Origin of the sequence: Streptomyces lienomycini (genome assembly GCF_027947595.1) — a bacterium.
Taxonomy (GTDB): domain Bacteria; phylum Actinomycetota; class Actinomycetes; order Streptomycetales; family Streptomycetaceae; genus Streptomyces; species Streptomyces lienomycini.
Genome location: NZ_CP116257.1, coordinates 6,667,246 through 6,685,485 on the forward strand (window position 1 = coordinate 6,667,246; position 18,240 = coordinate 6,685,485).

The window sequence follows — 18,240 nt, forward strand, 5'->3', positions numbered from 1 at the left end:
GGGGCAGTGTGGGCGGCCCGCGCCACGGCGGGGCGGGTCGGGGCGGGACGCGGGAACCTCCGGCGCGGAGGAGCTGCGAGCGGGGAGTTGGCGCTCGTGCCTCGCTCCTGCCAGGGCGAGGCGGCCTTCCCGCGCCGGAGGCGTTCGGTGGGGGAACCGGCGACCGGACCGTGTGCCATCGGGTCGTGCGCCATCGCGTTCCCTTCTTGCCCGCCCTTGCGTCTCCCCGGTTTCTAGCCCCGCGCGTGCGGCCTGTCAATGTTTTGTCCGGACATTCGGACGACATGGTCCGGTCGGCGGAGCGGCCGACCACCGCGACCGCCGCGCCACGCCCGTCGACGGCGTACGCCTTTGTGTCACTCCTGTCACGAATGCCCCGTCCGGGTCACACATGTCACGCCTGCGCGGGTCTTCCGTCACATCCAGGAACGGCCCCTGACCGCCCGTCACTCCGCGTCGTTCACCCGGAACAGGCTTGGTGATCGCCAGCGCAGCACCCGGCTCCCCCCGCGGCCGTCCCCGGTCGCCGCCGTGGTGCGCGCGGGGAGGTGCGACTAGTGACCGACCGAAGGCTCTGGTCCTACAAGGACATCGCGGCCCACATCCGGGTCCGGCCGGACACCGTGCGGTCGTACCGCAAGCACGGGCTGCTGCCTCCGCCCGACCATGTGGAGGGCGGCAAGCCCTACTGGTACGCGGACACGGTCCGGGCCTGGGTGGCGTCCCGCCCCCGCAACCGGGACCGGTAGCGACGGGACAGAGGGACAACGGAGCGCACGGGGGGGGGACTGAGGGACGGAGGGAAAACCGTTCTGTGCCCCGCCGCCGGGTGGGGCACAGTGCCGTGCATGGACTTCTCCGAGAAACCCGTGCTCACCGGCGACAAGACCGTCCTGCGGCCGTTCACCGTCGAGGACGCCGACGTGATGTGGGAGATCGTCAACGATCCGGAGGTCGTCCGCTTCACCTTCGAGCCGACCACCGAACTCTCCCTCGACCGGCTGCGTTCCTGGTACGGCGTGCGCACCGCCGATCCCGACCGGCTCGACCTCGCCGTCACCGACCGCGCCACCGGCGAACTCGTCGGCGAGGTCGTCCTGTACGCGTGGGACCCGTCGGCCCGCAGCTGCACCTTCCGCACCCTGCTCGGGCCCCGGGGCCGCGGCCGCGGGCTGGGCAGCGAGGCGACCCGGCTCGTCGTCGGGCACGCCTTCGAGCAGGTGGGCCTGCATCGCGTCGAGTTGGAGGTCTACGCGGACAACCCCCGGGCCCGGCGGGTGTACGAGAAGGCCGGTTTCGTGGTGGAGGGGGTACGGCGGGAGGCGGCCCTGCGCGACGGCGTGTGGGTGGACGAGGTGCTGATGGCGGTCCTCGATCACGAGTGGCGGCGTACGGAGGCGACGCAGGGGACGGGTGAGCCCCGCCTTCATACCCCCTAGGGGTAAGGTGGCAGTGAGTGGTCCGGGCCGGACCACTCGTACCCGCCCCTGCACCTACCGACGAGGAGCAACCACATGACCGCCCAGACCGACACCACCCAGGGCTCCGTCACCACCGTCTACAAGGTGAGCGGAATGAGCTGCGGCCACTGCGAGGGCGCCGTCTCCGGCGAGATCTCCGAGATCGCGGGCGTGGGCTCGGTGCGGGCCGTCGCCTCCACCGGCGAGGTCACCGTCGTCTCCGAGACCCCTCTCGACGACGCGGCCGTGCGTGCCGCCGTGGACGAGGCGGGCTTCGAGCTCGTCGGCCGGGTCTGAGCCCCGGCGCACCCCGCCCCCGTCCTGGAGTCCGGACCATGACCAGCACCACCGCGGACACCCCTACCGCCGCGACGACCGACGCTCCCGGCCCCGGCCCAGACCCGGGCCCCGATCCCGGCCTCGCCGAGGTCGAGCTGCTCATCGGCGGCATGACCTGCGCCTCCTGCGCGGCCCGCGTCGAGAAGAAGCTCAACCGCATGGACGGCGTCACCGCCACGGTGAACTACGCGACGGAGAAGGCCCGGGTCGCCTACCCGGCGACCACCGAGGTCGCCGACCTGATCGCGACCGTCGTGAAGACCGGGTACACCGCCGAGGAGCCCGCGCCGCCGCCGGAGCCCGCCGACGGTCCCGGCCCCGAGGCGTCCGGCGACGACGACCCCGAGATGTCGGCCCTGCGCCGGCGTCTGGTCGTCTCGGCCCTCCTCGCCGCCCCCGTGGTCCTGCTGGCGATGGTCCCGGCGCTGCAGTTCGACAACTGGCAGTGGCTCTCGCTCACCCTGGCCGCGCCCGTCGTGGTCTGGGGCGGGCTGCCCTTCCACCGCGCCGCCTGGACGGGCGTGCGGCACGGCGCGGCCACCATGGACACGCTGGTCTCGCTCGGCACGCTGGCGGCGTTCGGCTGGTCCCTGTGGGCGCTGTTCCTCGGCGACGCGGGCATGCCGGGCATGCGGCACGGCTTCGACCTCACCGTCTCCCGCGCCGACGGCGCCTCCTCGATCTACCTGGAGGCGGCCGCCGGGGTCACCGCGTTCCTCCTCCTCGGCCGCTGGCTGGAGGCCCGCTCCAAGCGCCGCGCCGGCGCCGCGCTGCGGGCCCTGCTGGAGCTGGGCGCCAAGGACGTGGCCGTCCTGCGGGAGGGGCGCGAGGTGCGGATACCCGTGGCCCGGCTGGCGGTGGGCGACCGGTTCGTCGTACGCCCCGGCGAGAAGATCGCCACCGACGGCACGGTGGCCGAGGGCGCCTCGGCCGTGGACGCCTCGCTGCTGACCGGCGAGTCCGTGCCGGTGGACGTCGCCGTCGGCGACACCGTCACCGGCGCCACGGTCAACGCCGGGGGCCGGCTGGTGGTCGAGGCGACCCGGGTGGGCGCGGACACGCAGCTGGCGCGGATGGCGAAGCTGGTGGAGGACGCGCAGAGCGGCAAGGCGCGGGTGCAGCGGCTCGCCGACCGCATCTCGGGGATCTTCGTCCCCGTCGTGCTGCTGATCGCGTTCGCCACCTTCGGCGGCTGGCTCGGTACCACCGGTGACACGGTCGCCGCGTTCACCGCGGCCGTCGCCGTCCTGATCATCGCCTGCCCGTGTGCGCTGGGCCTCGCGACGCCGACCGCGCTGCTGGTCGGCACCGGCCGCGGCGCCCAGCTCGGCATCCTCATCAAGGGCCCGGAGGTGCTGGAGTCCACGCGGCGCGTCGACACGGTCGTCCTGGACAAGACCGGCACCGTCACCACGGGCCGCATGACCCTGCACGAGGTGTACGCCGCCGAGGGCGCCGACGCGGACGAACTGCTGCGGCTCGCGGGCGCCGTGGAGCACGCCTCCGAGCACCCCGTGGCCCGCGCGGTCGCCGCCGGCGCGGAGGAGCGGCTCGGCACGCTGCCGGACGTCGAGGACTTCGAGAACGTCCCCGGGCGCGGCGTACGCGCCCGCGTGGAGGGCCGCGAGGTGGCCGTGGGGCGCCTGTACGACGTCCTCCCGCCCGCGGTGTCCGCCGCCCGCGACGAGGCCGAGCAGCGGGGCCGTACGGCCGTCGTCGTCGGCTGGGACGGGGAGGCGCGCGGGGTCGTGGCCGTGGCCGACGCGGTGAAGGAGACCAGCGCCGAGGCGGTGGCCGAGCTGCGCCGGCTGGGCCTGACCCCCGTCCTGCTGACCGGCGACAACCGCCGGGTGGCCGAGTCGGTCGCGGCGGCCGTCGGCATCGACGAGGTGATCGCCGAGGTGCTGCCCGAGGACAAGGTCGCGGTGGTGGAGCGGCTGCGCGGCGAGGGCCGTACGGTCGCCATGGTCGGGGACGGCGTCAACGACGCGGCGGCGCTCGCCACCGCGGACCTGGGTCTGGCGATGGGCACGGGGACGGACGCGGCGATCGAGGCGGGCGACCTGACGCTGGTGCGCGGGGACCTCAGGGTCGCGGCGGACGCGATCAGGCTGTCACGGCGCACCCTGGCCACGATCAAGGGCAATCTCGTGTGGGCCTTCGGCTACAACGTGGCCGCGCTGCCGCTGGCCGCCGCCGGGCTCCTGAATCCGATGATCGCGGGCGCGGCGATGGCCTTCTCCTCGGTCTTCGTGGTCACCAACAGCCTCCGGCTGCGCGCTTTCCGATAGCCCCGCACCGGTCCCCGAACCGGCCGCGGCCGGGCCGTCGCACTCCTGTTCACATGCTGCTCGCGTTCACATGCTGCTCGCGCCGGTCGTGAAGGGCCGCTCGTGACCGGCGCCGTACCCGTACGCCGGCGAGATGCCGGAGGTGGGCGCCGCTGCCCGGTCGGTGCGGAACCGGTCCGCGCCGTACAGGACCAGGGCCCAGGCCAGGCAGGCGAAGGCCGCCGTGTGCAGCAGCGCGCGCACGATGTTCCAGGTGACCCAGGCCGCCTCGAACCGTTCGCGGACGGCGGCCAGGTCGCCGATGGAGCCCGGCGTGCCGTCCCGCTCCAGCTGGTCGTTGAGCGGGACGTTGGCCGCGACGGTCACCGCGAACGCGACCAGGTACAGCACGAGCGCGGCGACGAGCCAGGGCAGCGCGGGCCGCCCGTGGCCGCGCCGGGCGAGGAACACCGCCAGCGCGATCAGCGGGATCGTCCCCATGAACGGAAGCATGAACACGGGGTTGAGGATCGCCTTGTTGATGCCCTGCATCGCCGCGACGAACGTGTGGTCGGAGGTACCGCGCAGCCCCGGCATCACGGAGTAGGCGAAGGCTGCGAAGAGTCCCGCCATCAGGCCGGAGGAGATGACGGCGGCGAGCAGGGTACCGGTCTGCGTGGTCTTCACGAGGCGGCCCCCGGGGTCCAGACGCCGGTGGCCGCGGCCTCGGCGACGTGGTCGGTGAAGTCGCGGGCCGGCCGGCCGAGGACCTGCCGGACGCCGTCTCCGAGACAGGCGTTGCGGCCGTCGAGGACGCTCGTGAACAGGTAGGTCAGCAGGTCGGTGACGGCGGCCGGGACTCCGTGCGCGGCGAGTTCGGCCGCGTAGGCCTCCGCGGGGACGGTGACGTAGCCGATCTCGCGGCCGGTCGCCGCGCCGATCGCGGCTGTGGCCTGCGCGAAGGTGAGCAGCCTGGGCCCGGTCAGGTCGTAGGTGCGGCCGGTGTGGCCGCCTTCGGCCAGGACGGTGGCGGCGACCTCGGCGATGTCGTCGGCATCGACGAACGGCTCCTCGACGTCCCCGACCGGCAGCGCGAGTTCCCCGTCGAGGACCGGACCGAGGAAGTCGCCCTCGCTGAAGTTCTGGGCGAAGAACGAGGCACGCAGGACCGTCCATTCCGCACCCGAAGCCGCCAGCGCCTTCTCGCACGCCTCGGCCTCCGGCTCGCCGCGCCCGGAGAGCAGCACGAGGCGGCGTGCTCCGGTCCGTACGGCCAGCTCGGCGAAGGCGCCGATCGCCTCGGGGGCGCCGGGCACGGCGAGGTCCGGCTGGTAGGAGACGTAGACGGCGTCCACGCCGGTCAGGGCGGGCTGCCAGGTCGTGGAGTCGTTCCAGTCGAAGGGGATTCCGCCGGTCCGTGAGCCGATCCGGACCACGTGGCCGCCACCGGTCAGCCGACGCACGACACGGCGTCCGGTCTTTCCGGTTCCGCCCAGGACCAGGGTGAGTGCGGGGGACGTCATGGTGATCGCCTTTCGTGGGTGGCGCTTCGGGACCGCTTTCCTGCGGTGTGCTCCCAGCTTCGGCCGCCCGGGGATCACCATCAATGGGCAATCGTGCAAGGATCGTTGACCCGTGGGTTGACGGTTGGGGGCGTGGTGGAGCGGCGTGAGATCGAGATCTTTCTGACGGTCGGCGAGGAACTCCACTTCGGGCGCAGTGCCGAGCGGCTGCACGTCTCGGTGGCCATGGTCAGCAAGACGGTCCAGAAGCTGGAGCGGTCGGTCGGCGCGGCCCTCTTCGAGCGGACCAGCCGGCGGGTGGCCTTCACCGCGATCGGGCGGCGCCTCTTCGAGGATCTGAAGCCCGCGCACCAGGCCGTCCTGGACGCCTTCGCGCGCGCCATGGCCTCGGGCCGGGGCGTGGACGGAGTGCTGCGGGTCGGGTTCCTGGGGACGGCCACCGCGGAGTTCGTGGTGCGCGCGGCGGAGCTGCTGCGGACCCGGCATCCGGGATGCGAGGTACGGCTGCGCGAGAGCCGTTTCACGGACGGGACGGCGCCACTGCGCGACGACGTGATCGACGTCCTGCTCATCGACAACTTCGCGGCTCCGGTGTCGGCGCTCGCACCGGAGCACAGCGCGGGCCCGGTGCTGTTCCGGGAGGCGCCGATGCTCGCCGTCTCGGCACGGCATCCACTGGCGCGGCGGGAGGCGGTGGACGTGGCGGAGCTCGCGCGGTACGAGGTGCTGCGGCCGCGGGCGTCTCCGGAAGGGGCGGTGGGGGCCTCCGCTCCCGGGCAGACGGCCGGGAGGACCGCCCCCGGGCAGACGGCCCGGTGGCGCGCTCCCGAGGGCGCGGAGCAGTTGTTCGCCGGGCGACAGGCGGATGCGCCGTCGTTCCCCCTGGCCGGAGCGCCGGGGGGCCGGGCCGCCGGCAGGAGCACGGAATTCGGCAGTGTCCAGGAGATGTGGGCGCTGGTCGGCGCGGGCCACGGGGTCTTCCCCGTCCCGACCCACGCGCGTGTGTACGACGCCCGCCCCGACGTGGCGTTCGTCCCGGTCGAGGGCGCCCCGGCATACGAGTGGCGCCTGGTCTGGCTCTCCGCCGCGGACAACAACCGCATACGCGCCTTCTCCGAAGCGGCCTGCGACTACGTGGCGGCGCACCCCGAGCCACTGACCGCGACCGCGTAGGCGCCGCCGCGCCGTGACAGGGGGGCGGACGAGCCGCGACGACTGGTCCGCATTTCACGCAGGTCGTGGGGCTGCGCCTCTGGAGTCCGGCACTCGCCTCACATAAGCTCTTCACAAGGCTCGCGCATCTTCCTTACGCTTGAGTCCCGTGCGACGTACGGGGCTCTTGCGCACCTAACGGACATATGCAAGAGACGCAGATCACAGTGATGCGAACGTAACCATCGAAGGGGTTCGAAGGTCTAAGTTGGCGATGTCAGGCAGCGTCTTGGGGGGCGCCACCTGGCATCTGGGGATGTCTTGGGGGACTTTCCCAGAGCTGCGTTGCCGGGACACGTACACCGGGAAGCTTTGAGCGGCCCTCCCGGGCGTGCGCTGTCCCGGCAGACCGCGGCGAGCATCACCAGCACGACACAGCGAATTCAGGCGCTGTCCTCACAGACGCCCGGCCGGATCCCGTGGGGGGAATCCGCACCGGGGCATGGGAAGGCGCCCTGGATCGTCGGCCCGTGGGGGGACCGGCGCCAGGGCGCCTTCTGCTGTTCCCGACCCGTTCCGAACGATTCCGGGCACGGAGAAGTCCCGTACCACTCGGGGCGGTACGGGACTCACCAGGTGCGCGGCGACCGGGTGCGCTGCGGGGGTGCCTGTCGGCTCAGCGCTCCTCGACCGGGACGAAGTCGCGCTCGACGACGCCCGTGTAGATCTGGCGCGGGCGGCCGATGCGGGAACCCGGCTCCTTGATCATCTCGTGCCACTGGGCGATCCAGCCCGGCAGCCGGCCGAGGGCGAACAGGACCGTGAACATCTCGGTCGGGAAGCCCATGGCCCGGTAGATCAGGCCGGTGTAGAAGTCGACGTTCGGGTAGAGGCTGCGCGAGACGAAGTAGTCGTCGGAGAGCGCGTGCTCCTCCAGCTTCAGGGCGATGTCCAGCAGCTCGTCGGACTTGCCCAGGGCGGAGAGGACGTCGTGCGCGGCGGCCTTGATGATCTTGGCGCGCGGGTCGAAGTTCTTGTAGACCCGGTGGCCGAAGCCCATCAGGCGGACGCCGTCCTCCTTGTTCTTCACCTTGCGGATGAAGGAGTCGACGTCGCCGCCCGCGTCGCGGATGCCCTCCAGCATCTCCAGCACCGACTGGTTGGCGCCGCCGTGCAGCGGGCCCCAGAGGGCGTTGATGCCGGCGGAGATCGAGGCGAACATGTTCGCCTGCGAGGAGCCGACCAGGCGGACCGTGGACGTCGAGCAGTTCTGCTCGTGGTCCGCGTGCAGGATCAGCAGCTTGTCGAGCGCCGCGACGACCGTCGGGTCCAGCTCGTACTCCTGCGCCGGCACCGAGAAGGTCATGCGCAGGAAGTTCTCGACGTAGCCGAGGTTGTTCGCCGGGTAGACGAACGGGTGGCCGATCGACTTCTTGTACGCGTAGGCCGCGATCGTCGGAAGCTTCGCGAGCAGCCGGATCGTCGAGAGGTTGCGCTGACGCTCGTCGAACGGGTTGTGGCTGTCCTGGTAGAAGGTGGACAGCGCCGAGACCACCGACGACAGCATGGCCATCGGGTGGGCGTCGCGCGGGAAGCCCTTGTAGAAGTTCTTGACGTCCTCGTGCAGCAGGGTGTGCTGCGTGATCTCGTCCTTGAACGAGGACAGCTCGTCGACGGTCGGCAGCTCGCCGTTGATCAGCAGGTAGGCGACCTCCACGAAGGAGGAGCGCTCGGCCAGCTGCTCGATCGGGTAGCCGCGGTACCGGAGGATGCCGGCTTCGCCGTCCAGATAGGTAATGGCGGATTTGTAGGCGGCGGTGTTGCCGTAACCGCTGTCCAGCGTCACCAGACCGGTCTGGGCGCGGAGCTTCCCGATGTCGAAGCCCTTGTCGCCGACGGTGCTGTCGATCACCGGGTAGGTGTACTCGCCATCGCCGAACCGCAGTACTACAGAGTTGTCGCTCACGTCTTCCCTCACCGACGTAGTGCCTCATCTTCGAGGTGCCCTGACTGTCTCTACCATCCCCCACTTGGCTCAGGAGAGTGCACTCGGGGTCGACCATCGGGCCTATTGGCGGCACTCAGTGCCGCCAACTTGCTCATCCTGCCCGCTTCCGCGCCCATCCGGAAGTGCTGTGTGACGTTTCCGACTCGTTTGATCGATCATTTATTTCACACAGGTCAGAGGGTTTACCGCAAGGTTTCAAGGGCGAGGGCCCGCCAACCGGAAGTCGAGCGCCGTGCACCGCCGCCCGGCCGACACCGTCCGCACCGCCTGCCCGATCGCCCTGCGCGACCCGACGAGCACGACCAGCCGCTTCGCCCGGGTGACCGCCGTGTACAGCAGGTTCCGCTGGAGCATCATCCAGGCGCCGGTCGTCACGGGGATCACCACCGCCGGGTACTCGCTCCCCTGCGAGCGGTGGATGGTCACCGCGTAGGCGTGCGCCAGTTCGTCCAGCTCGTCGAAGTCGTACGGCACCTCCTCGTCCTCGTCGGTCAGCACGGTGAGGCGCTGGTCCACGGGGTCGAGCGAGGTGACGACGCCGACGGTGCCGTTGAAGACGCCGTTCTCGCCCTTGTCGTAGTTGTTGCGGATCTGGGTGACCTTGTCGCCGACCCGGAAGACCCGGCCGCCGAAGCGCTTCTCCGGTACGTCCGGGCGGCCCGGGGTGACGGCCTGCTGGAGCAGCCCGTTCAGCGTCCCGGCGCCGGCCGGTCCCCGGTGCATGGGGGCCAGCACCTGCACGTCCCGGCGCGGGTCGAGCCCGAACTTCGCGGGGATGCGTCGCGCGGCGACGTCGACGGTGAGCCGCCCCGCCTCCTCGGTGTCGTCCTCGACGAAGAGGAAGAAGTCCTTCATGCCGTCGGTGACGGGGTGCTGCCCGGCGTTGATCCGGTGCGCGTTGGTGACGACGCCCGACTGCTGGGCCTGGCGGAAGACGCGGGTGAGGCGGACGGCGGGCACGGGGCTGCCGGGCGCCAGCACGTCCCGGAGCACCTCCCCGGCCCCCACGCTGGGCAACTGGTCGACGTCGCCGACGAGCAGCAGGTGGGCCCCCGGTGGTACGGCCTTGGCGAGCTTGTTGGCGAGGAGGAGGTCCAGCATGGACGCCTCGTCCACCACGACCAGGTCGGCGTCGAGCGGCCGCTCCCGGTCGTACGCCGCGTCGCCGCCGGGCTTCAGCTCCAGCAGCCGGTGCACGGTGGACGCCTCGGCGCCGGTCAGCTCGGCGAGGCGCTTGGCGGCCCGGCCGGTCGGCGCGGCGAGCACGACCTTCGCCTTCCTGGCCCGCGCCAGCTCCACGATCGAGCGAACGGTGAAGGACTTGCCGCAGCCGGGACCGCCGGTGAGGACGGCGACCTTCTCGGTGAGCGCGAGCCTGACCGCCGCCTCCTGCTCGGGGGCGAGGTCGGCGCGGGTGCGCTGCTTCAGCCAGCCGAGCGCCTTGTCCCAGGCCACGTCCTGGAAGCCGGGCATCCGGTCCTCGCCGGTGTGCAGGAGGCGGCGCAGCTGTCCGGCGAGGGCCTGCTCGGCGCGGTGGAAGGGGACGAGGTAGACGGCGGTGACGGGCTCGCCGCCCTCGGAGTGGGGCACCTTCTCCCGTACGACACCGGGGTCGCCGTCCGGGTCCTCCGGCTCGGCGGCCAGCTCGGCGAGACACTCGATGACGAGCCCGGTGTCCACCTGGAGCAGCTTCACCGCGTCGGCGATCAGCCTCTCCTCCGGGAGGTAGCAGTGGCCCTGGTCGGTGGCCTGCGACAGGGCGTACTGCAGCCCGGCCTTCACCCGCTCGGGGCTGTCGTGCGGGATCCCGACCGACTGGGCGATCTTGTCGGCGGTGAGGAAGCCGATGCCCCAGACGTCGGCGGCGAGGCGGTAGGGCTGGTTCTTCACCACGGAGATGGAGGCGTCCCCGTACTTCTTGTAGATCCGCACCGCGATGGAGGTGGACACCTCGACGGTCTGGAGGAAGAGCATGACCTCCTTGATCGCCTTCTGCTCCTCCCAGGCGTCGGCGATCTTCTTGGTCCGCTTGGGCCCGAGGCCGGGTACCTCGATGAGCCGCTTGGGCTCCTCCTCGATGATCGTGAGGGTGTCGAGCCCGAAGTGCCGCGTGATCCGGTCCGCGAAGACCGGCCCGATGCCCTTGACCAGCCCGGACCCGAGGTAACGCCGGATGCCCTGCACGGTGGCGGGCAGCAGCGTCGTGTAGTTCTCCACGTGGAACTGCTTGCCGTACTGGGGATGCGACCCCCAGCGTCCCTCCATCCGCAGCGACTCCCCCGCCTGCGCCCCCAGCAGCGCGCCGACGACGGTCAGCAGGTCGCCGGCGCCTCTGCCGATGTCGACGCGGGCGACCGTGTAGCCGTTCTCCTCATTGGCGTACGTGATCCTCTCCAGAACGCCTTCGAGGGTGGCGAGCCGGCGTTCGCCGGGGGCCGCGGGGGGCTGGTTGGGCATGGTGCGACGGTACCGGTGAGGTGTGACAGGACGGTCGGGGAGTCGCCTTCTCAGAGGTCGCGCAGATAGGCGTGTACTCATGGTCGGCGGTGCGGGCGTTCGTCCCAGCGGTGGGTCTTCCATGCCTGGCGGATCAGGTTACGGACGGTGATGATCGTGTCGGCGAGATCGAAGAAGGCGTTGACGACCATGGCCCGGCGCTCGTGGCAGCGGGCGAGGCGGTGGAAGGCGTTGTCGAGCAGGGCGCGAGTCTTGTCGGAGTCGTAGCCGGCGTCCAGGTGGACGGTGATGTCGTCGGGCAGCGGTCCGAGGTCGTCCAGGCGGTCCAGGGTCGAGGCGAGCAGCGGGGAGTCGTGTCGGTTGGGCCCGGCCAGGACGCGGCCCAGCGGAAGTCCGTAACCGCCCGTCATGCCCGAGCGTTTCAGGCCCTGTTTGCCGCGGTCGACTGGGGAACGCCCGGCTACCTCGCCGCCTCCGGGGGCCTTGGTGATCGAGCCGTCGACGGCGATCTGGTCGAGCTCCAGCCCGACGATCCGGTCGTAGGACTCCAGCGCGATCCGCCTGAGCCGCGCGAAGACGCCCAGGGCGATCCACTCGTCGCGGCGGTTGCGGATAGTGGTGGCCGAGCAGGTCGTGTCTGCGATCGCCTGGTAGGAGCAGCCGGAACGCAGGAGTTGCAGCATCTTGTCGAAGACGATCCGATCGCTGATGCGCCGTCGATGGCAGCCCAGCGGATGGTCCGGGTGGTACTCCGGCCGTTCGGGCGGCAGGGCCGCGAATCGGCCCCAGAGGGGTTCGGTCAGTCATGACGGCAGCACAGGCACAGGTCTCCCCAATGAGTAGTGTGCGTGGTGAAGTTGCTGGTCACGGCTCTGGTGTGAGGGGCAGGAGAACTACTCGCGCTGGTCGTCGGCTGGTGCCCACGACGATCGGGTCAGAGGTCTCGTGGCCATGCCGCGGGCTCGCTCTGGTTCGTGGCGGCGCCGCTCACCACATCCCTCTGGGCCCCGGGCGGTAGGCAGACCCTCGACGTCACCGGCCTACAGGTAGTCCATGAACAAGGGCCCCGCCTGACGGCGCGGCGTCGGGCGGTGAGGCCGACATACTTGTCGCCCCGGTCGGCCGCGGCAAGCAGATCTGACGGGGATGTGGCCACGCGCATGATCGCCCCGGACCGACGCATCCTCGCCAGGACAACTCAACAGCGTCGGTGCGTATTTGGGTCAGGCTCGAAGCGATCACACAGCCGTCATCACTGTGGATTGTCAGGCCGCGCAGATGGTCAGGCTGCTTGCGCGAAGGCCGTGATTGCGTCGATGAGGTCGGCCGGAGCTTCCAGTGGGATCAGGTGACCCGTGTTCGGAATCACCGTGAAGTCAGCTCCGGAGAGGTAGGGCATCAGGTTGTTGACGAGCACGTCGACGGGCTCGACATGGTCGTTCTCTCCGGCGACGACGAGGGCAGGGACGCTGATCATGCGGGTGTACTCGCTGACGTCCTCCGCGATGCCGCGCAGCGGCCACTCCGTGCGGGCGGCCTCGGTACTGGCCCGCGAGTCGGTCGCGATCTGCGACTTGATCGATTCGGGCAGCTCCGTCGCGGTGAGGATGTGATCCCGTGCGCCAGCGACGGACTCGTTGGAGTCGTAGGCGTGGGAAAGGCGTTCCCGGTACTCGGGAGTGATCCCTGCGGCGGGCTTCGCCGGAGCGGAACCGACGAGGATGATCCCGCGGAGGCCGGTGGGCCGGGTCGCCGCTATGAGCTGCGCGACCTTGCCACCCATGGAATGTCCGACGAGGACGTAGTCGGTGACGCCCGCGTCGGCGATCACGGCGAGCGTGTCGTCGGCGAGTTGCCGGAGGGTGTAAGGGCCGGCCAGGTTGCTCGAGCGGCTCCACCCGCGGAAGTCGACAGTGAGCATGTCGCGTCCCGCGAGGCGGTCGACGACGAGGTCCCAGGCGCGGGCGGATCCACCCCAGTAGTGCAGAAACACCAGGGTCGGTCCGCTCCCCGGCCGGTGGTCATAAGCGGGCAGTAGCGGCTGCTGCGTCGTGTTCATCGTGACCCTCTCGATCAGTGTTCTGGGGCAGTTGTTCTCTGTGTGTTCATTGAATTCCTTCCGCTGTGTCGGGGCATCGGCATGACTGGTCGCCTGATGGTAGAAACTGGACAGATGACCGTGATCCGGCAGATGACCTACCAGCCCGTCGGGCGCCGTGCCGCCACTGTCGAAACCATGACGTTCGACCGCCTTCGCGAGCTGAACGACGGCGGGACACAGCGCGCCGACTTCCACGTCCTCGCCGTCGTCGATGCCGGGCACGGATCCGTCACCGTGGACTTCCTCCGACACCCGCTCCAGGAGCGGTCCGCGGTGTGGGTCGCTCCTGGAGCTGTGCACCGATGGGACGACATCACTGGCGTGGCTGGGCACGTCGTGCTGTTCGTGCCGACCGCGCCGGTCACCCACGCCACCCGGGAGCTCGTCGCTTCCCCGGACCTGGTCGCTCACTGGAGCATTCCCGACGCCGACTGGCCGTTCGTCGACACCGCGCGCAACCATCTCCTGCTCGAAGCATCCGCCCCACCCGGGGATATCTCGACGGAGCTGCCCGAGATCCTGCTGTCCGCGCTTATCGCCCGGCTCCGGCCCCCGCACGCCGATGCACGGTCGATCAATCCGGTGTTCCGACTGTTCCGGTCCAGCGTCGAGGCGCACTTCCGGGAACATCATGACGCCGGCTATTACGCCCGGACGCTGGGATACGCTCCCCGCACCCTCTCAAGAGCGGTGCAGCAGGTCACCGGCCGCAGCGCGAAGGCGTACATCGTCGATCGGATCGTCCTGGAAGCCAAACGGCTCCTCGCACACGACCGCCTCACCGCGACCGCCTGCGCCAACACGCTCGGCTTCCCCGACGCGTCCAACTTCTCGGTGTTCTTCCGGAAGGCGACAGGCGTGCGCCCGGGCGCGTGGCAGGCGAGGGCGGCCGTCGAGTGAGGGGGTACTCATCCATGATCACGGAGCGTCGCAACTCCGTGATCGCGAGGTCCCTGTCCCTGCCTCGGGTGCTTGGGTACCACCGTGCCCATCTGCGAGACCTCTCAGTACTCCGGGCTCATGGACTACGCCAAGATGCGCGCCATCGCCGCGGAGCTCGGGGCCTACTCGGAGCAGCTCGAGGGGTCGTGGAGCGTCGAGATCGGGCCGTCCGGTCCGATACTGGCGATGATGTGCCCGCCGAAGCGGCACGAGGGCGCGGTCCGCCGCGTCTGCAAGCAGTTGGACGCGCAACTGCCCCGCACCCACCCCGGCTACATCTGCGCGAACGGCCCCGAGATCGAGCATCCGGCCATCGGCCGCATGCGCCGCCCCGACGCCGTCGTGATCCCCGAGGCCACCCTCGGCGAAGAGGGCCTGGCCGTCGACGCGACCCGGGTACTGGCCGCCGTCGAGATCGTCTCGCCGCCCAATCCGAGCAACGACTACGACGAGAAGTTGGCCGACTATCCGGCCATGGGCATCCCGCACTACATGATCGTGGACCCGCGCACCGGAACCATCGAGGTGCACTCCGAGCCGTGCAAGGGTCGCTACGGCAGCAAGGAGCCGTACATCTTCGGCGACGAGGTGCCGTTCGGGCCGTGGACGGTGGAGACGTCGGAGTTCCGCAGGTACGGCAGGGACGGCTAGGGCCAGTTGTCCTCCGGCTCCTGCTCCTTCAGCACCGTGAGGAGGCGGGTGAAGGCGGCGCGGGGGAAGGCGAGGGTGGCCCGGGCGGGGGCCTTGGAGTCGCGGACGGCGACGTGGGACGTCGACGTCGCTATCTCCACGCAGTTGTTGCCGTCGCCACCACCGGAGTAGGACGACTTGAACCAGTTGTCAGGGGTGGTCACAGAGAATCACAGTTCCTTGGCCAGTCTCTGGATGAAGTCACGCGACCGGCTGCGGTCGAGCGACACGTCCTTCACTGTACGGAAGACCGTTCTAAGAACACCGAGTTGGGCCTCGGAATCGATGAAACCGGTGCCGTGCGGCGCGTCGCGAACGGCTGTGTCCAGTTTCGGCACGCCCCCGCCGGCCAGCATCATGGGGCTCCAGGTCCCACCGAAGCCGTCCAGGTCGAAAGGGATGACGCGCACTGTGACGTGGTCGGCCTCGGAGAGTTCCAGCAGCCGGGCCAACTGTGCCCGCGCAGTGGCACGATTCCCCACCCTGATACGCAACGCCGCTTCATGGACAACGGCTACGTACGGTGCAGGCGTTGGGCCGTTGAGGACTGTCTTGCGCTGCATCCGGTGCCGGACTCGCAGGTCCAGTTCCTCGTGAGGCAATTCGGGGACTCTGGAGGAGAAGGCAGCGCGGGAGTAGTCCTCGGTCTGCAGCAGGCCGGGTACGAACAGAAACTCGAGGTCGCACCGGTATGTGGAGTAGTGCTCCAACTCCGCGAGATCTAGAAACGGCGTGGGCAGGAAGCCCCGGTACTCCTCCCACCACCCGCGCGCCCGGTCGGTCGCCATGACAACGAGGGCATCGACGAAGTCCTCGTCCGTGCACGAGTAGTGAGCCGCGAGACGGCGCAACCTCTCTTCACTGACACCCGCGAGCCCGGATTCGATGTGGCTGATCTGTACTCGATTCGTCCCGAGGAGCGCCGCCGCCTCGGTCGCCGCGAGTCCCGCCGCATCGCGAAGCCTGCGCAGTTCAGTCGCCAACCGCATCTGGCGTGCAGTGGGTTCACGCCTCAAGACCATCGACGGCTCCTCGGCTCAACGCACCCGTTGGGGCGACTCGTTCGGATTCAGATTGGGCGATCCACTTGCCCCGTATGACATGTTAGCCCTACCGTCGGTGACGCGACGCACACCATGCGACACCGGGCCACCGGAAGCGCACCGCCCCGTCCTGCCACGACGGCTGCGGCAATGACACCGGGCCCACCCTCACCCCACCACCCTCCGCGAGGAGCTCCGCATGCCTGAAAACGAACCGTGGGAGTACTCCCTCTACATCCCCAACGACCTGCGCGCCGTCACCATCAGCCGCCGCACCCTCCGTCTGATCCTCACCATGCACGGGCTGATCCGCCTCGTCGACGTCGCCGAACTACTGGCCACCGAGCTGGTCTCCAACGCCGTACGGCACACCAAGGGCCCCGCCGCCCTCCGCGTCCGCCGGTCGCCGCCGGGCACGCTGCGGATCGGGGCGTGGGACGCGGACCCCGAACCGCCCGAGCCGCCCGCCCGGTTCGAGGGGGTGACGGAGCTGGAGCAGGGGCGGGGGCTGGCGCTGGTGCGGGCCTGCGCGGACGTGTGGGGGTGGCATCCGCTGGCCAGGCACGGCAACCGGGGGAAGTACGTGTGGTGCGAGCTGGCGGCGTCCTGAGCACGCTGGCCGGCCCTGGCGTCCAGCCTCAAGAGGCGCTCCCGGAACCCCGGTGAGCCGGGCAATCACCGGCTCAGGGTCGCCTCCTCACGCATGTGCGACAGCTTCTCCGGGTTGCGCACCGCGTAGAGCCCGGTGATGCGGCCCTCGTCGAAGCGCACCGCCACCACGGTGTCGAGTTCGCCGTCGAGCCGGACGACCAGGGCCGGGTGTCCGTTGACCTGGGCCCGGTCCATCGTCATCACGACGGGCAGCTTGCTCAGGCCGCCCAGCATCAGGCGGGCCACCTTGTCGGCCCCGGTGACGGGCCGCAGCACGGCCTGCTTGATGCCGCCGCCGTCGCCGAGCAGGACGACGTCCGGGGAGAGGATGTCCAGCAGGCCCTGGAGGTCGCCCGTCTCCACGGCCCGCTGGAACGCGGCGAGCGCCTTGCGGGACTCGGTCGCCGTGACCTCCCCGCGCGGGCGGCGGGCCGCGACGTGTGCGCGGGCGCGGTGCGCGATCTGCCGAACGGCGGCCGGGCTCTTCTCGACCGCCTCGGCGATCTCGTCGTAGGCGAGGTCGAACACCTCGCGCAGGACGAACACCGCCCGCTCGACCGGCGTCAGCGTCTCCAGGACCAGCATCATCGCCATCGACACACTGTCGGCCAGCTCGACGTCCTCGGCCACGTCGGGTGTGGTCAGCAGCGGCTCGGGCAGCCAGGAGCCCACGTAGGACTCCCTGCGGCGGCCGAGCGTGCGCAGTCGGTTCAGGGACTGGCGGGTGGTGATGCGGACGAGGTAGGCGCGTCGGTCCCGCACCGTGCCGACGTCGACCCCCGCCCACTTCAGCCAGGTCTCCTGGAGCACGTCCTCCGCGTCGGCGGCCGAGCCGAGCATCTCGTAGGCGACGGTGAAGAGCAGGTTGCGGTGGGCGACGAAGGCTTCCGTGGCACCGTCCTGTTCGCGGCCGTTGTTCTCGCTGGTCACCAGCTTCTCCCGTTCGTTCGGTTCAGACGGTGTCTCGCGCAAGGGACACCGCTCGCCCCGATTCTGTGACGCCCCTCCACGGTGGCCCGGGTCACGTCCGCGTCCTGTCACAGGGTGCGGGGCGGCGGCGTCTTGTGTTCGTCACCGAGGCACCGAGAGCAAGCGAGGACGAGACCATGGACACCCGATTCAATCTGTTCGAGAACGAGTTCGCCGCCAGGTTCGCGAAGCGGTTCGCGGGCGCCGGGATGCTGGTGAACCAGTCGGCGCTGCCGAAGGCCACGCAGGAGCTGGTGTCGCTGCGGGCCAGCCAGATCAACGGCTGCGGCCACTGCATCGACATGCACACCAAGGAGGCCGCGGCCGCCGGGGAGAGCGCGGTCCGGCTGCACCTGCTCGCCGCCTGGCGCGAGTCCACGGTCTTCACCGAGGCCGAGCAGGCGGCGCTGGCCCTCGCCGAGGAGGGCACCCGGCTCGCCGACGCGCACGAGGGCGTGTCCGACGAGACGTGGGCGCTGGTGCGCAAGCACTACGACGACGACCAGGTCGCCGCGCTGGTCTGCCTGGTCGCGCTGATCAACGCGGCGAATCGGCTCGCCGTGATCACGCACCAGAAGGGCGGCTCGTACGAGGTGGGGAGGTTCGCGGCGGTGTCCGGCTGACACCGGGGGCGG

At 70.5% G+C, this 18,240-nt stretch carries 18 protein-coding genes; 9 read left to right on the top strand and 9 right to left on the bottom strand.

The window, feature by feature from the left end; all coding sequences use genetic code 11:
* Positions 1 to 557: 557 nt before the first annotated feature.
* From BJ961_RS30415 to BJ961_RS30430, 4 genes are all read left to right on the top strand, one after another.
* Positions 558 to 749: a helix-turn-helix transcriptional regulator gene (locus BJ961_RS30415; protein WP_271415981.1), complete on the top strand. Its 192-nt coding sequence runs from the start codon at positions 558 to 560 to the stop codon at positions 747 to 749.
* Between the two features lie 99 nt (positions 750 to 848).
* The gene (locus BJ961_RS30420; protein ID WP_271415982.1) at positions 849 to 1,439 is read left to right on the top strand and encodes a GNAT family N-acetyltransferase; all 591 of its coding nucleotides are present in this window, start codon (positions 849 to 851) and stop codon (positions 1,437 to 1,439) included.
* Positions 1,440 to 1,514: 75 nt separating this feature from the next.
* Positions 1,515 to 1,757: a heavy-metal-associated domain-containing protein gene (locus BJ961_RS30425; protein WP_271415983.1), complete on the top strand. Its 243-nt coding sequence runs from the start codon at positions 1,515 to 1,517 to the stop codon at positions 1,755 to 1,757.
* A 38-nt stretch (positions 1,758 to 1,795) separates the two neighbouring features.
* Entirely contained in the window at positions 1,796 to 4,090 is a 2,295-nt protein-coding gene (locus tag BJ961_RS30430; protein ID WP_271415984.1) for a heavy metal translocating P-type ATPase, read from the top strand.
* 66 nt (positions 4,091 to 4,156) lie between these two features.
* Here BJ961_RS30430 and BJ961_RS30435 read toward each other — a convergent pair whose 3' ends face one another.
* The gene (locus BJ961_RS30435; RefSeq protein WP_271415985.1) at positions 4,157 to 4,756 is read right to left on the bottom strand and encodes an anthrone oxygenase family protein; all 600 of its coding nucleotides are present in this window, start codon (positions 4,754 to 4,756) and stop codon (positions 4,157 to 4,159) included.
* A complete protein-coding gene (locus BJ961_RS30440; protein WP_271415986.1) occupies positions 4,753 to 5,592 on the bottom strand; it encodes an SDR family oxidoreductase in 840 nt (279 codons plus the stop codon). The genes BJ961_RS30435 and BJ961_RS30440 overlap by 4 nt, the downstream gene beginning before the upstream one ends.
* A gap of 132 nt (positions 5,593 to 5,724) precedes the next feature.
* Here BJ961_RS30440 and BJ961_RS30445 point away from each other — a divergent pair, with 132 nt between their 5' ends.
* Positions 5,725 to 6,765, top strand: coding sequence for a LysR family transcriptional regulator (locus BJ961_RS30445; protein ID WP_271415987.1), 1,041 nt, complete (start codon positions 5,725 to 5,727; stop codon positions 6,763 to 6,765).
* Between the two features lie 655 nt (positions 6,766 to 7,420).
* Here the strand turns inward: BJ961_RS30445 and BJ961_RS30450 are convergent.
* The 4 genes from BJ961_RS30450 to BJ961_RS30465 all read right to left on the bottom strand — a co-directional run bounded on the left by BJ961_RS30450 (position 7,421) and on the right by BJ961_RS30465 (position 13,268).
* Entirely contained in the window at positions 7,421 to 8,710 is a 1,290-nt protein-coding gene (locus BJ961_RS30450; protein ID WP_271415988.1) for a citrate synthase, read from the bottom strand.
* Positions 8,711 to 8,947: 237 nt separating this feature from the next.
* Positions 8,948 to 11,209: an SF1B family DNA helicase RecD2 gene (recD2, locus tag BJ961_RS30455; protein WP_271415989.1), complete on the bottom strand. Its 2,262-nt coding sequence runs from the start codon at positions 11,207 to 11,209 to the stop codon at positions 8,948 to 8,950.
* 77 nt (positions 11,210 to 11,286) lie between these two features.
* Positions 11,287 to 12,012 carry a transposase gene (locus tag BJ961_RS30460; RefSeq protein WP_271417216.1) on the bottom strand — a complete coding sequence of 242 codons (726 nt, stop codon included), beginning with the start codon at positions 12,010 to 12,012 and terminating at the stop codon, positions 11,287 to 11,289.
* 479 nt (positions 12,013 to 12,491) lie between these two features.
* Positions 12,492 to 13,268: an alpha/beta fold hydrolase gene (locus tag BJ961_RS30465; RefSeq protein ID WP_271417217.1), complete on the bottom strand. Its 777-nt coding sequence runs from the start codon at positions 13,266 to 13,268 to the stop codon at positions 12,492 to 12,494.
* 114 nt (positions 13,269 to 13,382) lie between these two features.
* Here BJ961_RS30465 and BJ961_RS30470 point away from each other — a divergent pair, with 114 nt between their 5' ends.
* Both BJ961_RS30470 and BJ961_RS30475 read left to right on the top strand, forming a co-directional pair.
* Positions 13,383 to 14,210, top strand: a complete 828-nt coding sequence (locus tag BJ961_RS30470) for a helix-turn-helix domain-containing protein (protein WP_381159325.1) — start codon at positions 13,383 to 13,385, stop codon at positions 14,208 to 14,210.
* Positions 14,211 to 14,330: 120 nt separating this feature from the next.
* On the top strand, positions 14,331 to 14,903 hold the full coding sequence (locus BJ961_RS30475; protein WP_271417218.1) for a Uma2 family endonuclease: 573 nt from the start codon (positions 14,331 to 14,333) through the stop codon (positions 14,901 to 14,903).
* Here BJ961_RS30475 and BJ961_RS30480 read toward each other — a convergent pair.
* Together BJ961_RS30480 and BJ961_RS30485 are read right to left on the bottom strand one after the other, a co-directional pair.
* Positions 14,900 to 15,106 (bottom strand): DUF397 domain-containing protein, encoded by a 207-nt coding sequence (locus BJ961_RS30480; RefSeq protein ID WP_271415991.1) that lies wholly within the window; start codon positions 15,104 to 15,106, stop codon positions 14,900 to 14,902. The two genes, BJ961_RS30475 and BJ961_RS30480, sit on opposite strands and share 4 nt — an antisense overlap.
* Positions 15,107 to 15,112: 6 nt before the next feature.
* Positions 15,113 to 15,964 (bottom strand): DUF5753 domain-containing protein, encoded by an 852-nt coding sequence (locus BJ961_RS30485; RefSeq protein ID WP_271415992.1) that lies wholly within the window; start codon positions 15,962 to 15,964, stop codon positions 15,113 to 15,115.
* A 220-nt stretch (positions 15,965 to 16,184) separates the two neighbouring features.
* Between BJ961_RS30485 and BJ961_RS30490 the strand changes: the two genes are divergently transcribed.
* Entirely contained in the window at positions 16,185 to 16,595 is a 411-nt protein-coding gene (locus BJ961_RS30490; protein WP_271415993.1) for an ATP-binding protein, read from the top strand.
* A gap of 65 nt (positions 16,596 to 16,660) precedes the next feature.
* On the opposite strand, the gene BJ961_RS30495 is transcribed toward BJ961_RS30490, so the two are convergent.
* Positions 16,661 to 17,608 carry an RNA polymerase sigma-70 factor gene (locus tag BJ961_RS30495; protein WP_381159320.1) on the bottom strand — a complete coding sequence of 316 codons (948 nt, stop codon included), beginning with the start codon at positions 17,606 to 17,608 and terminating at the stop codon, positions 16,661 to 16,663.
* A 134-nt stretch (positions 17,609 to 17,742) separates the two neighbouring features.
* Here BJ961_RS30495 and BJ961_RS30500 point away from each other — a divergent pair, with 134 nt between their 5' ends.
* Positions 17,743 to 18,228 (top strand): carboxymuconolactone decarboxylase family protein, encoded by a 486-nt coding sequence (locus BJ961_RS30500; protein WP_271415995.1) that lies wholly within the window; start codon positions 17,743 to 17,745, stop codon positions 18,226 to 18,228.
* Positions 18,229 to 18,240: the final 12 nt, after the last annotated feature.

Excerpts from the sequence above, each read along its gene's own strand:
- BJ961_RS30465 (WP_271417217.1), bottom strand. The coding sequence starts at position 13,268 with ATGAACACGACGCAGCAGCCGCTACTGCCCGCTTATGACCACCGGCCG.
- BJ961_RS30475 (WP_271417218.1), top strand. The coding sequence starts at position 14,331 with ATGGACTACGCCAAGATGCGCGCCATCGCCGCGGAGCTCGGGGCCTAC.
- recD2 (WP_271415989.1), bottom strand. The coding sequence starts at position 11,209 with ATGCCCAACCAGCCCCCCGCGGCCCCCGGCGAACGCCGGCTCGCCACC.
- BJ961_RS30490 (WP_271415993.1), top strand. The coding sequence starts at position 16,185 with ATGCCTGAAAACGAACCGTGGGAGTACTCCCTCTACATCCCCAACGAC.
- BJ961_RS30425 (WP_271415983.1), top strand. The coding sequence starts at position 1,515 with ATGACCGCCCAGACCGACACCACCCAGGGCTCCGTCACCACCGTCTAC.
- BJ961_RS30440 (WP_271415986.1), bottom strand. The coding sequence starts at position 5,592 with ATGACGTCCCCCGCACTCACCCTGGTCCTGGGCGGAACCGGAAAGACC.
- BJ961_RS30420 (WP_271415982.1), top strand. The coding sequence starts at position 849 with ATGGACTTCTCCGAGAAACCCGTGCTCACCGGCGACAAGACCGTCCTG.
- BJ961_RS30430 (WP_271415984.1), top strand. The coding sequence starts at position 1,796 with ATGACCAGCACCACCGCGGACACCCCTACCGCCGCGACGACCGACGCT.
- BJ961_RS30485 (WP_271415992.1), bottom strand. The coding sequence starts at position 15,964 with ATGGTCTTGAGGCGTGAACCCACTGCACGCCAGATGCGGTTGGCGACT.
- BJ961_RS30500 (WP_271415995.1), top strand. The coding sequence starts at position 17,743 with ATGGACACCCGATTCAATCTGTTCGAGAACGAGTTCGCCGCCAGGTTC.
- BJ961_RS30470 (WP_381159325.1), top strand. The coding sequence starts at position 13,383 with ATGACCGTGATCCGGCAGATGACCTACCAGCCCGTCGGGCGCCGTGCC.